The sequence below is a fragment of the Pseudomonas sp. FDAARGOS_380 genome, from assembly GCF_002591235.1.
Lineage (GTDB): Bacteria > Pseudomonadota > Gammaproteobacteria > Pseudomonadales > Pseudomonadaceae > Aquipseudomonas > Aquipseudomonas salmasensis.
In genome coordinates this window covers 2,713,593-2,726,829 of record NZ_CP023969.1, presented here as the reverse complement: position 1 = coordinate 2,726,829, position 13,237 = coordinate 2,713,593, and the positions used below count along the sequence as shown (strand labels likewise).

Here is a 13,237-nt window from a genome sequence, read left to right as displayed (position 1 = left end):
TTGTATTTCGTTACAACAATAGGCAATCATGCGCGCCGCTCGGACACGGATCCGCATCGAAATCGCACAGGGATGGTTGCCATGAACGAAAGGACGTTGGGTAGCGCAGCGGGAGTCTCAAACCTCCTGTTCGGGGGGTACAACACAGTGGTTGCCCTGCTAGGCGTGATGCTGGCCTATAAGGGCGGCGTGCTGATGGCCGCGGGGGGGTCGCCTTATTACGCGATGATGGGCACCGCGCTGTTGTTATCGGCCATCCTCATGGGCCTGAAAAAGCCCCTCGGCCTCTACCTTTATGGCGCGGCCTCTGTGGCCACCTATGCCTGGGCGGTGTGGGAGTCTGGTTACGATGGCTGGGCCTATATTCCACGCCTGGCGTGGCTGGCGGTTCTCAGCGTGCCGTTCCTGGCGTTCTGGCCCGTGGTACGGCGTGATTTTGCCAACGCCAGAAAAAGTCATTACTTCACCATCATGGGTGTGCTGCCGCTGGTGATGGGGGCTACCATCCTGGTGCCGCTGTTCTTCCCGAAAAGCGTTCACCTTGCCGACTCGGCGCTCGCCACCACACGCCCCACCGCAACGTTCAGCCGCAGCACCGTCGCCTCTCCAGACGGCAATATTGCCGCGTCACACACCGAGACCAACTGGACCGCTTATGCAGGCTCCAACCTGGGCAACCACTATTCAGCCGCGTCGCAAATCACGCCTTCGAATGTGTCGGGCCTGGTCAAAGCCTGGGAATACCACCACGGCGACGTGAAGCAACCCGGTGAGAAAACCAAGTACTTGAACGAAGCCACGCCGATCAAGGTGGGTAACTCGCTCTACACCTGCACCCCCAAGCAAATCATCATTTCCCTGGATGCCACTACCGGGAAGGAGAACTGGCGATTCGACTCCAAAGTCGACCCGGACTACTTCGCCAATGGCGGCGCCTATTGCCGTGGCGTCTCTTATTTCGAAGTCCCCAATGCCAGTGGCTTGTGCGCCTCGCGCATCATTTGGGGCACCAATGATATTCGCCTGGGCGCGGTAGACGCCCTGACCGGCCAGGCGTGCCCCGACTTCGGCAACGCAGGTTTTGCGGATTTGAAAGACGGGCTGGGCACCTTCAGAAAAGGCTCAACCGGCATCACATCTGCCCCTCTGGTCATTCGCGGGGTGGTGATCACCGGGGGCCGCGTGCTCGACTCGGATGTACGCCCTGCCCCCTCGGGCGTGGTACGCGCCTACGATGCAGTGACCGGCAAACAGAAGTGGGCCTGGGATTTGGGCCGGCCAGACACCAACGCCCCCGCTCGTGACAACGAGACCTACACCCTCAGCACCCCCAACTCGTGGGCACCGCTGTCGGCCGACGATGAACTGGGCCTGGTGTATGTCACCACCGGCAACGCAGCGGGCGATTTCTATGGCGGCACCCGCACAGAACAAGAAGACACGTTCAGCTCTTCTTTGGTCGCACTGGACGCCACCACCGGTAAGGTCCGCTGGCACTTCCAGACAGTCCACCATGATCTATGGGACTACGACCTGAGCCCGCAACCCAGCCTGATTGATTTTCCGACGGCTACCGGGCCACGGCCGGCCGTGATTCAGGCGACCAAATCCGGCCAGTTGTTCGTGCTTGACCGCGCCACCGGCGAACCACTGGTAGATGTCGTGCAAGCTCCCGTTCCACAGGGCACCGCCCCGGGCGACTACACCGCAGCCACCCAACCACTGTCCCCCGATATGCCGAGCACCATGGGGCGCCCATCGAAAACACCGGAAGTACTGACCGAAGCCAACGCCTGGGGCCTGACGCCTTTCGATCAGATGCAATGTCGCCTCGAATTTCGCCAGGCACGCTACGAAGGAATCTTCACTCCGCCGGTCGTGGGCCAGCAAAGTCTGATCTTCCCCGGCCATCATGGCGGCTTGAACTGGGGCGGAGTGATGGTAGACCTCAAGCGAGGGCTGCTGATCATCAATAATCAGCGCCTCCCTTATATGCAGGGGCTGGTGCCTCGCGAAGAACTCGATGCCATCAATGCCAAGTCGTTCCAGGAGTCGCCGGGCAATGCTCAGGGTTTTCGCGTCCAGGCCGGTTTGCCTTACGGCGCGATTAAAGATCCGTGGATGTCATCCCTTGACCAGCCTTGCATTGCGCCACCCTGGGGCTTTATCGCCGGTATCGACCTGCGCACTCGCGATGTCGTCTGGAGCCGCCCGTTCGGCACAGGCTATGACAGTGGACCTTGGGGGATCGCCTCCCGGATGCGCTTCGAAATCGGTACACCGAGTGATGCAACGGGCGTGACAACCGCCGGCGGCGTGACGTTCATCGGTGCCGCTATCGACCGGTTCATGCGGGCTTACAACAGCGAAACTGGCGAACTGCTCTGGGAAGAACGCCTTCCGGCAGGCAATCAGGCGTCGCCCTTGACCTACATGAGCCAGGGTCGACAGTACGTCGTGGCGGTGGTTGGCGGTCATGACCGGATCCCAACCAAGTTGGGCGACAGCATCATCGCCTGGGCCTTGCCCGCGCAATAAATCGCGTGCTGTTTGAGAGGCTCGCTATGACCGTATGGATAGACATGTTCTATCCCGTAAGTCATGGCGTAGCTTCTGGTGTGACTAAGTTCTCATTACTTATTGCGGGAAGGTTACAAGTAACGACTATCACGGCTGCCCGTTAATCACGCCTCAACACTCATTTCTACGCAAGATTAAAAGCGCCTGACTCTCAGCGCGCTCGCAGGCGATTGCGCCCGGCTTATTCACCCCGTGAGAAGCCAGCGCATCGATATATACGCTTTACGCTTTATAAAATGGGACAGGAATTAATAATGCTCGAACTTTCTGATGGTTTGTATCTATTGGTGGGCGTCAGTTTTATCACTTCATTCATGACGGCTGCCATTGGTGTGGGCGGCGGGATTGGACTGCTGGCGGTCATGCCTCAATTTATCCCTATCTCTGCGGTCGTACCGGTTCACGGTTTGATTCAAATGGTCAGCAACGCCAGTCGATTCGCGTTTGACTTCAAAAGTGCAAAAGTGGAAATCCTGCCCAAATACGTAATAGGTTGCCTGGTCGGCGCCTTCATCGGCTACTTCTTCATCGGCAAATTCCCCGAGCAATACTTATCACTGATTCTCGGCTTCTTCATTCTGGCCATCACGTGGACCAAGATCGTCGCGCGCCTGGGTTTTATATTTAAAAACTTTGCCCTGGTGGGCTTCTTTCAAACCTTCCTTTCGTTGTTCGTGGCCGTAACCGGTTTGATATCGCAGCCCATCCTGATGAAGATGAATATTAATAAAAACGAAGTCATTGTCACCCACGCCATGCAAATGAGCGTACTGCACGGGCTCAAGGTCGCCGCCTTTGTGATTGCAGGTTTTGCGTTCATGGATTACGCCAACCTGATCATCATCATGATTACCGCCTCCACATTGGGTTCTTACCTGGGCGGCTTTCTCAGAGACCGTATATCGCAGCGTGTCGGCGCAATGCTGTTAAAGGCAGGGGTGACGTTTTTTGGTTTGAAGATGATCTTCGATCATTTTTTCAACGGCCTATAAAAAGTTCTTCCAATAAAACAAGGAGCGTGAAATGAGCACACGTAAGTTTGATTTTTTTGAGACCAAAGAAATCTCGAGCTTTCTGAAAGAGCATGGCTATTGCATCATCAAACCTCGAGACCACTCTCTGGAAGCCTTTAGAGAGGCCGCCGGAAAGTTCGGGCTGATTCAGTTTCATACCAAGTCCGATGAACATGGTGTGGTGGGCGGTGGCGAACCGATCAACAAGGACTGGCAACGGTTCAAGGATGATTATCATGGTGAACTGTCGAGCGATTTTTTCCCGCATACCGATGGATCATTCTTGAATGGCATCGCCTACGTCGAGGGCACTGCGAAAAAAATCACGCCCCCCAAGTTTGTCATTCTTCAGTGCGTTTCAAAGCCTGAATTTGGCGGCGACAACTTCCTGGTGGATGGGCAGAAAATCTACAACGACTTGCTTGCCAATAATACCGAGACGTTAAACATATTGATGACCAGCGGCAGTGTCACCTACTGCCGCGACGATTTGTTGTCCATCGATTGCGCCGTCTTCGAAAAGATCGACGACCAAAAGTTAAGAATTCGCTACCGGTACGACAGCACCGCTTTTATCCCCGAGTGGGCCAACGCTGCGTTCAAATACATCCAGACCCACTATTCCACCAACGAGCACTACATCACCCCTGTCAGCCTTGAACCGGGGGATATTTTGGTGATGGATAACCTGCGGGTCCTCCATGCACGGCATAAATTCATCGATGGCAACCAGCAGAGAAAAGTCAGAAGGCTGTGGATCGCCGATGATACAAGCACCACATTCAAGAACATCCTGGATCAGTCACCGGTGCGCAGGGCCATGCTGCCCTTTCAGAACTACAATATCGCCCAGTCTGAAACAGCCGAACATTCGTTCATCGAGTACACCTGCGGCATCCACGCTCAATCGAGCCAGTCGTTGCTGAACGCGCATAAGCAATTCGATAGCGCACTTGAAGCGCTTTAAGTCCTTCAAGGCAACCTTCTTGCGGTGATTACACCCTTTCAGATAACCCCCAGTCATCAAAAAAGACTGGGGAGTTACTTATACTCAAGGTTTTCTGGGCTTGATCCTGGCCGTCGCTTCGGCCACCAACGGGTCATCCGGCCAGTAATGCTTGGGGTATCGCCCCTTGAGATCCTTCTTCACCTCGGCATAGGTACTGCGCCAGAAGTTCGCCAGATCCTGCGTGACCTGCACCGGCCGCCGCGCCGGGGACAGCAGGTGCAGTTTCACGGCCAGGCGCCCGCCGGCAATGCGCGGGGTGTCTGCCAGCCCGAACAATTCCTGCAAGCGCACCGCCAAAATCGGCGGCTGTTCGCTGTAGTCCAGGCGCACCGATGACCCCGACGGCACTTTCACATGCTGAGGCGCCAGTTCGTCCAGGCGCTGGGGCAAGGGCCAGGGCAACAGGTTATGCAGGTAGCTGGAAATATCCAGGTTGGCAAAATGGCTGAGGCGCGAGACCTTGCCCAGGTAAGGCATCAGCCAATGCTCCAGGCTGGCGAGCAGGGCCTTGTCGCTGAGGTCGGGCCACTCACTGGTTTTGCCGGCATCCAATTGGCGCAGCAGCATCACACGGGCTTGCCATTGGCGCAGCTCCGGGGTCCAGGGCAGCAACTCCAAGCCTTTGCGGCGCACCAGGTTGACCAGCGCCTGGCTGCGGGCGGATTCGTCGAGGCCGGTCAGGGGTTCGCGGCTGAGTACCAACTCGCCGACTTTACGCTGGCGCTCGGCGCGCAAGACGCCTTCACGCTCGTCCCAGTCGAGTTGGTCGACGTTGCGCACTTGCTCGGCCAGCACCGTGTCGAACAGCGCCGGGTCAAAATCCGCCGCCAGGTAGATGCGCTCTTCGCGCTGGCCCTGGCGGCTGCCCAGGTCGGCGATCACCAGCCAGGGTTGTTTCATCAGGCTGTCGGCTTCGGCAAACAGCGCCGCTCGGCCATTGGCCAGGCGGTATTCAGCGCCACCGGGGCGGCGTTGCTGGGCCACGCGGTCCGGGTAGGCCAGTGCCAGCAAGGCGCCGAGCCAGCGCGGGTGGTCGGGGTTGTCCACCGGCTGGGTCGCCTTGCCACGCAGGTAGCCCCGGTATTGCCGGGCTAACTGCTTTGCGCGCTGCACGCCACCTTGGGTGCCGCGCGCACGCTCTTCTCCGGACATCAGCGCCAGGCGGCTGTGCAAATCGGCACCGCCGCCGCGCAAGATGTCGCGTTCGCCCAACAGGGCTGCCACGTCGCAGGCGGTGGCGGCGAGGCCCAGGTCCTGGCCACGCAATAACAGATGGGCGATACGCGGGTGAGCCGGCAACTCGGCCATCTTCTGGCCATGGGCGGTGAGGTTTTCTTCGTCCAATGCACCGAGGCGCTGCAACAGGTCCTGAGCCTGGGCATACGCGGCCGTGGGTGGTACGTCCAGCCACACCAATTGGTTGGGCGTCACGCCCCAGCGGGCCAGTTGCAAGGCCAGCCCGGCCAGGTCGGCGGCGAGGATTTCCGCACTGCCATAAGCGGCCAAACCGTCGTGCTGGTCTTCGGACCACAACCGGTAACACACCCCCGGCTCCAACCGCCCTGCCCGGCCGGCGCGTTGGGTGGCGCTGGCGCGGGAGATGCGCTGGGTGTCGAGGCGGGTCATGCCGCTGCCGGGGTCGAAACGCGGCACCCGCGCCAGCCCGGCGTCGATCACCACGCGCACGCCATTGATGGTCAGGCTGGTCTCGGCGATGTTGGTGGCCAGCACCACTTTGCGCTTGCCAGCCGGCGCCGGGTCGATGGCGGCGCGCTGGGCATTGAGGTCCAGCTCGCCATGCAGCGGGCACAACAGCACATCAGGGCGATCACCCAGAGCGTCGGCCAGTTGCTGGTTGACCCGGCGAATCTCCGCCTGCCCCGGCAAAAACACCAGCACGCTGCCGGTCTCGTCATGCAGGGCTTCGAGGACGGTTTGCACCACGCGCGGCTCGATAAACTCGCCGGCCTGGTAGGGTCGACCCCAACGCATCTGCACCGGGAACATGCGCCCTTCACTGCGCAGGATCGGCGCGTCATCCAGCAAGCCGGCCAGGCGTTCGCCTTCAAGGGTGGCGGACATCAGCAGGATTTTCAGCGGCTGCTCGTCGCGGAACAACTCGCGTCCGTTGAGGCTCAAGGCCAGCGCCAAGTCAGCATCGAGGCTGCGCTCGTGGAATTCGTCAAAGATCAACAGGCCCACGCCGTCCAGCGCCGGGTCGTCCTGCAGGCGGCGAGTGAGGATGCCTTCGGTGACCACCTCGATACGCGTATTAGGGCCGACTTTGCTGTCCAGGCGAATGCGGTAGCCCACGGTCTCACCGACCTTTTCGCCCAGCTCACTGGCCAGCCGTTCGGCAGCAGCGCGGGCAGCCAGGCGCCGGGGTTCGAGCATCAGGATGGTTTGCCCGGCGAGCCACGGCTCATGCAACAAGGCCAACGGCACGCGGGTGGTTTTACCGGCGCCGGGGGGCGCCTCCAGCACGGCTTCATGGCGATGCGCCAAGGCGTCACGCAGGGCGGGTAAAACATCATCGATCGGCAACGAATTCATACTGGCTCCAAAGCAGAGCGGCGAGTATAACGGCGAACTGCATAATCCCATTGGGAACAGAGTCAGATGTGGGAGCGGGCTTGCTCGCGAATGCGGTGGGTCTGCGACATATCGGATGGCTGATACACCGCTTTCGCGAGCAAGCCCGCTCCCACATTTGGACATCATCGCCTTGTAGACTCGCTTATAGTCATTCTTCAAATGCGTTCAGGAGACTTTTTCATGCGTATCGCTTCCCGTGTCATCGGCGGTGTCCTCGCCGTTACCCTGCTGAGCCAACTTACCGCCTGCGGGTCGATTTTCTACCCCGACCGTCGTGGCCAGATCGACGGCAAGATCGACCCGACCATCGCGGTACTCGATGCCCTCGGCCTGTTGTTTTATGTGATCCCCGGCCTGATCGCCTTCGGTGTCGACTTCGCCACGGGCGCCATTTACTTCGAACCGGGCAAAACAGCTCAGGTCGCCCCCGAGAAACTGCACGAAGCCATCGGCGCCGACGGCACGGTCGATAACGCCAAGCTGCAAAGCATCATCCAGAAAGAAACCGGCCGTACCTTGCCGCTGGACGACCCGCGCCTGATCCAGTTCAAGGGCAGCGTGCAGCAACTGGCGGCCCTGGGCCTGCAGCCTGCCGCGTAAGGACTGCCCATGACCAGCAGCCCCGAACACGCAAGGCTCTTGCGCCTGGCCACCCGCGCCTCGGTGGGCGTGGCCTGTGTGCTGATTGTGACCAAGGCCATCGCCTGGTGGCTCAGCGGCTCGGTGAGCATGCTCGCCGGGTTGACCGACTCACTGCTCGACGGCGTGACGTCGCTGTTGAATTTGCTGGCAGTGCATTACGCCCTGCGCCCGGCCGATGACGATCACCGCTATGGGCATGGCAAGGCGGAGTCGCTGGCGGGGATGGCGCAGGCCTTGTTTATCGCCGGCAGTGCGGTGCTGATTGCGCTGCAGGCGTATGAACGGCTCAAGCATCCGGAGCCGGTCGGCGCACCGTGGCTGAGTATCGGCGTAATTATTTTGTCCCTGGCGCTGACCGTGGCCCTGCTGATGCTGCAACACCGAGTGGTGCGCGAGACCGGCTCCAACGCGGTGCGTGCCGACTCGCTGCACTACCGTTCAGATTTGCTGCTCAATGGCAGCATCCTGATTGCGCTGGTGTTGGCAGGTTTTGGCTTTCATCAGGTCGACGCCTGGTTCGGCCTGGGAATCGCCGCCTACATCCTGTGGAGCGCGATCCAGATCGCCCGGGAAAGCTTTGCCGTGCTGATGGATGAAGAGTTACCGCTAGACGTCAGCCAGCACATGCTGGAACTGGCCCGTGGCGTGCCCGGCGTGCTGGGTGCCCACGACTTGCGCACGCGGGTTTCCGGTAATCACTGGTTTGTGCAATTGCATCTGGAATTGCCGGGGGAATTGACCCTGTCGGTGGCCCACGGCATCAGCGACCAGGCCGCTGATGCCATTCACCGGGAATACCCGAGAGCCGAAGTGCTGGTGCACGCCGACCCACGGGAAGTGGTCACCGGCAACAAGGCCTAGTACTGCACCTGATACCCGCGGCTGCCCAGGCAGTTGCCCTGGGCTTGGCGGTAGGTTTGCACCACTGCAGGGTCCGGGGCGTAGGTCACGGTGCGCGGGTCGAAGCCACTTTGCTGCACCGCCCAGCGATAACAGTCGTAGCCGTCCTGCTGGACCTGGGCGGGCGACTGGCCGTTGGCCGGGTAAGCCACTACGTCATAGCCGTTGCCTTGCGGCGCTGGCTGGGGTGATGGCACTTGCGCCGGCGGCTGCACCACTACGTATTGCTGGGTGCTTTGCTCATAGGCGTAATAGGCGCCTGCGGCGAGGAACAACAGCGAGCCGCCTACCCACACTTCACGCGCGTAGTCCGGCAGGTAATGCACGCGAATGCCATAGGGCGGCGTCACCACTACGTAGCGAGGGCCTTGGGGGCGATACCAGTAGCCACCCGAGTAGAAGTAATCCTGGCCACGGTAAGGCACGCGGTAATTGCGGTCTGGGAAACGGTCGATGACATAACCGGGGCGATGCTGCGGGCCTGGGCCCCAGCCATTGCCATGACCGTCGGGGCGACCTGGCCAACGGTTATCGTTGGGATGGTCATTGCCTGGACGCGCACCAGGGCCACCGGCCTCCCAATGCCTGTTGTCATCGTTGCGTCGGGGGATATCACGGTAATAACCCGGGCGCGGCTCCTGGGTCTGGCGCACCGTATCGGGCCGGCCCTGGATCGGCAGGTTATGCTCCGGCCGCGGCCCACCTTCGGGGCCCCGTTCATGCTGTTCATGCTGCCCCTGCGGCCCACGCCCCTGGCCCGGTGAGTTATCACGTTCGTCGGCCATTGCCTGGGAGCCGACGCTGACCACCAGCAAACCAACACCTGCCATACGCCAGATGCGCTTCATGCTTTTCCTCACTGCGGATTGGGGCTTGATCATGAGACTGGAAAAGCCTCGCCCGGTTCTGAGACAGGTTATCAGTCACGAGAACTATTTTCTGAAGGCAAAACGCGCACAAAGAAAAAGGGGTGACCCGTCGGCCACCCCTTGAGAATTTCGTCCTGGCTCAACGCTTTTGACGTTGGCTCACCTCACGCCGTCTTGTGGACAGTGTGCAGCCTGGAGGCCGGCTCAACCCTGCTGGGGCGGCGGCCGCAACGGGCCTGATTGGGCGCGCTGCTGTGGACTGTTGTCCAGGCGGTGATTCTGTTGGTAATCATAGGCGTGCCGGGCGGGCAGAGGATTGCGAAGATTGCGTCAATAAACAGTGCTTGCGCAATTTTTAACCCTTCATGGATAATTCACCGCAATAGTTACGACAAAGGCCAACCCAATGAGCAAGCTTGACCGATACGACCTGAGTATTCTGGCGGAATTGCAGCGCGACGCGAGGATCTCCAACCAGGAGCTGGCCGAACGCATCGGCCTGTCGCCTTCGCCCTGCTCGCGCCGGGTCAAGCAATTGGAAGACGACGGCTACATCGCCCGCCAGGTCGCCCTGCTCGACCGCAAGATGCTCGGCCTGAGCCTCACGGCTTATGTATTGATTGGCATGGACCGTCACACGCCAGAGCGCTTCGAAAACTTCGAAGCCGCCATCCGCACCTTGCCGCAAGTGCTGGAATGCAGTTTGGTGACCGGCATGGATGCGGACTATCAACTGAAGGTAGTGGTGCCGGACATGGACCATTATCAGAAGCTGCTGCTGGGCCACCTGACGCGGATTGAAGGCGTGACCAGCGTGCGTTCCAGCTTTGTGCTGAACCAGGTACTGAACAGCACCGAACTGCCCCTGACCCACCTACGCACCTGAGAACAACAATGTTCAACTGTAGGAGCGAGCTTGCTCGCGAAAAACGTTAACGATAACGCCTGCCTTCTGAATGAACGCGGCGTCTGTGAGTTTTTCGCGAGCAAGCTCGCTCCTACAATGGCATCAGCCCCCCACAGTTTGACCGTGCAGGACTCAGGTCAATGTTGCCGGTGTGACGCTGCCGTATACTGCTCGCTTGTCTTGTCGGAAGAGCCTCATGAACAACATCGATCCCGCCCTGTTTGAAGAATGGATGATGACTGGCCTGGTCAGCATCCTGATCATTTTCATGGGCTTTATCGTCTGGGACCTGGCGAAGAAATCCAAGGCCGGGCGCTTTGGTTCGTTCATCCTGTTTTTCGTGCTGGGGCTGGGCGTGGCGGCGTTCATCATCAAGAGCGTGGTGATCGGCCTGATCGAATCCGGGGCGTTATAAGCGCGCCGGCACTGCCTTCCACTGGCCTTGATCCAGGCCGTCGATCGACCACTCACCAATACGCACGCGCACCAGGCGCAGGGTCGGCAAGCCTACCGCCGCGGTCATGCGCCGTACCTGGCGGTTACGCCCTTCGCGAATCACCAGTTCCAGCCAGTGGGTGGGCACGCTTTTACGAAAACGTACTGGCGGGTTGCGCGGCCATAATGCCGGTTCATCCAGTTGCCGTGCCTCGGCGGGCAAGGTCATGCCGTCGTTGAGCTCCACGCCGTCACGCAGGCGTTGCAGCTGTTCTTCGGTGGGCTCGCCTTCTACCTGTACCCAGTAGGTTTTCGCCAACTTGTGCTTGGGGTCGGCAATCCGCGCCTGAAGCTGGCCATCGTTGGTCAACAGCAGCAGGCCCTCGCTGTCCCGGTCCAGGCGCCCTGCCGGGTAAATACCGGGAATATCAATAAAGTCCTTGAGGGTCGCGCGCCCGCCTTCGTCGCTGAACTGGGTCAGCACGTCGAAAGGTTTATTGAACAGGATCAACTTCGGCTCGGCCGGTGGCGCCTTGGCAACGCGGCGAGCGGCAGAGTACGGTGGTTTCACGCCAGGGCGGCGCGAATCGGGACGAGTGGGACGGGACATGGCAAAGGAACATCTAACGGTCAGGACCGACAATGCTAGTGGCCTGACCGCTAAATGACCATCCCAACCGCTTAGCGGAACGGCGGCTCGTCGAAGCTGCGCAGTTTGCGCGAGTGCAACGAGTTGAGTTCGGTGCGCAACAGGTCGACCGCCTCGATGCCGATCTTCAAGTGCTGGCTGACCGCACGCTCATAGAACGCGTTGGCCGAGCCTGGCAGCTTGATCTCGCTGTGCAAGGGTTTGTCCGATACGCACAACAAGGTGCCGTAAGGCACGCGCAGACGGTAACCCTGGGCGGCGATGGTGCCGCTTTCCATGTCCACGGCCACGGCGCGGGACAGGTTGATCAACGGGCGCTCCTGGGCCCAGCGCAGTTCCCAGTTCCGGTCGTCGTAGGTCAGCACGGTGCCGGTGCGCAGGCGTTTTTTCAGCTCTTCGCCTTTTTCGCCAGTGACCTTGGCCGCCGCCTGCTGAAGCGCCAGCTGCACTTCAGCAAGGGCCGGAATCGGGATGTTCGGCGGTACTACACGGTCCAGAATCCCGTCGCGGCGCATGTAGGCGTGGGCCAGTACGTAGTCGCCGATGGTCTGGGATTGGCGCAAGCCGCCGCAGTGGCCGATCATCAGCCAGCAATGCGGGCGCAGTACGGCCAAGTGGTCGGTGATGTTCTTGGCGTTGGACGGGCCCACGCCGATGTTCACCAGGGTCACGCCGTGGCCGTCAGTGGCCTGCAGGTGATACGCCGGCATCTGGTAGCGGTGCCATACCACGCCGGCAGCAATGGCCGAGGCTTCGCCGTGGTCCATGCTCTTGTCGATCACCACGTTGCCGGGCAGCATCATGCGGATAAAACGCGGGTCACTGCGCAGTTGCTCCAGGCCATGCAGGATGAACTGGTCCACGTAGCGGTGGTAGTTGGTCAGCAGGATCCACGGCTGTACATGGCGCCAGTCGCTGCCGGTGTAATGCACCAGGCGGCGCAGGGAAAAGTCCACGCGGGCGGCATCGAACAGGGCCAGGGGCAACGGGTCGGTGTTTTCCCAGTCGTACAGGCCATCGGCAATGCCGTCGGTGGCGGCAGACAGGTCGGTACTGGGGAACACGCGAGCCAGGGTCGCGGCAGTGACGCCGGAGCCGGCCAGTTCATCACCCTGCTCCACCACATAGGGGTACGGAATGTTCTGCTGGCTGACGCCCACTTCCACCGTCACGGTGAAGTCGTGCATCAGCGGCACCAGTTGCTCCAGCAGGTACTTACGGAACGCGGCCGGGTGGGTCACGGTGACGCTGTAGGTACCCGGCAGTTGCACCTTGGCATACGCCCGAGTGGTTTGTGGGACTTCACCGTGGCAGTGGTAGGTCAGGCGCAGTTCCGGGTAGCGAAACAATGCGCGCTGCGCGGCGTCGGGCTCGACGCGGTCCTTGAGGTATTGCTTGAGCGCCTGGTTGAGCGCGCCAGTGGCACGCTCATGCAGCGCCGCCAGCCGGTCCACGGCTTCTTCGGCGGTTTTAACGACAACAAAAGCTTCGGTCACGGTAAGCATCCTGTGTTCTGACTTGCAGGCCTTTATCTTGCCTGTATCCAGGCTTCACCGAAACCACAGGATTGGAATGCACCTTAAAATGTGGGAGGGGGTAATACCATGTAGGAGCGAGCTTGCTCGCGAGAAACCCATA

At 60.3% G+C, this 13,237-nt stretch carries 11 protein-coding genes; 7 read left to right on the top strand and 4 right to left on the bottom strand.

Going from position 1 to position 13,237, the window contains the following annotated elements; genetic code table 11:
* Positions 1-81: 81 nt before the first annotated feature.
* The 3 genes from CRN80_RS12925 (at position 82) to CRN80_RS12915 (ending at position 4,560) form a co-directional block, all read left to right on the top strand.
* Positions 82-2,538, top strand: coding sequence for a membrane-bound PQQ-dependent dehydrogenase, glucose/quinate/shikimate family (locus CRN80_RS12925; protein WP_032895188.1), 2,457 nt, complete (start codon positions 82-84; stop codon positions 2,536-2,538).
* A 296-nt stretch (positions 2,539-2,834) separates the two neighbouring features.
* On the top strand, positions 2,835-3,572 hold the full coding sequence (locus CRN80_RS12920; RefSeq protein ID WP_005791677.1) for a TSUP family transporter: 738 nt from the start codon (positions 2,835-2,837) through the stop codon (positions 3,570-3,572).
* Positions 3,573-3,603: 31 nt separating this feature from the next.
* Positions 3,604-4,560 (top strand): TauD/TfdA family dioxygenase, encoded by a 957-nt coding sequence (locus CRN80_RS12915; protein WP_098950291.1) that lies wholly within the window; start codon positions 3,604-3,606, stop codon positions 4,558-4,560.
* 84 nt (positions 4,561-4,644) lie between these two features.
* Here CRN80_RS12915 and hrpB read toward each other — a convergent pair whose 3' ends face one another.
* Positions 4,645-7,155, bottom strand: a complete 2,511-nt coding sequence (gene hrpB, locus CRN80_RS12910; RefSeq protein ID WP_098950290.1) for an ATP-dependent helicase HrpB — start codon at positions 7,153-7,155, stop codon at positions 4,645-4,647.
* A 222-nt stretch (positions 7,156-7,377) separates the two neighbouring features.
* Here hrpB and CRN80_RS12905 point away from each other — a divergent pair, with 222 nt between their 5' ends.
* On the top strand, positions 7,378-7,797 hold the full coding sequence (locus tag CRN80_RS12905; RefSeq protein ID WP_003194410.1) for a hypothetical protein: 420 nt from the start codon (positions 7,378-7,380) through the stop codon (positions 7,795-7,797).
* Positions 7,798-7,806: 9 nt separating this feature from the next.
* Positions 7,807-8,700 (top strand): cation diffusion facilitator family transporter, encoded by an 894-nt coding sequence (locus CRN80_RS12900; RefSeq protein ID WP_098950289.1) that lies wholly within the window; start codon positions 7,807-7,809, stop codon positions 8,698-8,700.
* On the opposite strand, the gene CRN80_RS12895 is transcribed toward CRN80_RS12900, so the two are convergent.
* Positions 8,697-9,587, bottom strand: coding sequence for a DUF6515 family protein (locus CRN80_RS12895; RefSeq protein ID WP_098950288.1), 891 nt, complete (start codon positions 9,585-9,587; stop codon positions 8,697-8,699). The genes CRN80_RS12900 and CRN80_RS12895 overlap by 4 nt on opposite strands.
* 427 nt (positions 9,588-10,014) lie before the next feature.
* Between CRN80_RS12895 and CRN80_RS12890 the strand changes: the two genes are divergently transcribed.
* Both CRN80_RS12890 and CRN80_RS12885 read left to right on the top strand, forming a co-directional pair.
* Positions 10,015-10,494, top strand: a complete 480-nt coding sequence (locus tag CRN80_RS12890) for an Lrp/AsnC family transcriptional regulator (RefSeq protein ID WP_003194418.1) — start codon at positions 10,015-10,017, stop codon at positions 10,492-10,494.
* Positions 10,495-10,720: 226 nt separating this feature from the next.
* The gene (locus tag CRN80_RS12885; protein WP_016773053.1) at positions 10,721-10,930 is read left to right on the top strand and encodes a DUF2788 domain-containing protein; all 210 of its coding nucleotides are present in this window, start codon (positions 10,721-10,723) and stop codon (positions 10,928-10,930) included.
* Here CRN80_RS12885 and CRN80_RS12880 read toward each other — a convergent pair.
* The gene (locus CRN80_RS12880; RefSeq protein WP_056791964.1) at positions 10,925-11,560 is read right to left on the bottom strand and encodes a pseudouridine synthase; all 636 of its coding nucleotides are present in this window, start codon (positions 11,558-11,560) and stop codon (positions 10,925-10,927) included. The genes CRN80_RS12885 and CRN80_RS12880 overlap by 6 nt on opposite strands.
* A 71-nt stretch (positions 11,561-11,631) precedes the next feature.
* Complete coding sequence (gene amn / locus CRN80_RS12875) at positions 11,632-13,104, bottom strand: AMP nucleosidase (RefSeq protein ID WP_169918611.1); 1,473 nt, start codon at positions 13,102-13,104, stop codon at positions 11,632-11,634.
* Between the last annotated feature and the right edge of the window lie 133 nt (positions 13,105-13,237).

Coding starts and splice junctions, on each gene's coding strand:
- CRN80_RS12880 (WP_056791964.1), bottom strand. CDS start 11,560: ATGTCCCGTCCCACTCGTCCCGATTCGCGCCGCCCTGGCGTGAAACCA.
- hrpB (WP_098950290.1), bottom strand. CDS start 7,155: ATGAATTCGTTGCCGATCGATGATGTTTTACCCGCCCTGCGTGACGCC.
- CRN80_RS12900 (WP_098950289.1), top strand. CDS start 7,807: ATGACCAGCAGCCCCGAACACGCAAGGCTCTTGCGCCTGGCCACCCGC.
- CRN80_RS12925 (WP_032895188.1), top strand. CDS start 82: ATGAACGAAAGGACGTTGGGTAGCGCAGCGGGAGTCTCAAACCTCCTG.
- CRN80_RS12920 (WP_005791677.1), top strand. CDS start 2,835: ATGCTCGAACTTTCTGATGGTTTGTATCTATTGGTGGGCGTCAGTTTT.
- amn (WP_169918611.1), bottom strand. CDS start 13,104: ATGCTTACCGTGACCGAAGCTTTTGTTGTCGTTAAAACCGCCGAAGAA.
- CRN80_RS12895 (WP_098950288.1), bottom strand. CDS start 9,587: ATGAAGCGCATCTGGCGTATGGCAGGTGTTGGTTTGCTGGTGGTCAGC.
- CRN80_RS12915 (WP_098950291.1), top strand. CDS start 3,604: ATGAGCACACGTAAGTTTGATTTTTTTGAGACCAAAGAAATCTCGAGC.
- CRN80_RS12905 (WP_003194410.1), top strand. CDS start 7,378: ATGCGTATCGCTTCCCGTGTCATCGGCGGTGTCCTCGCCGTTACCCTG.
- CRN80_RS12890 (WP_003194418.1), top strand. CDS start 10,015: ATGAGCAAGCTTGACCGATACGACCTGAGTATTCTGGCGGAATTGCAG.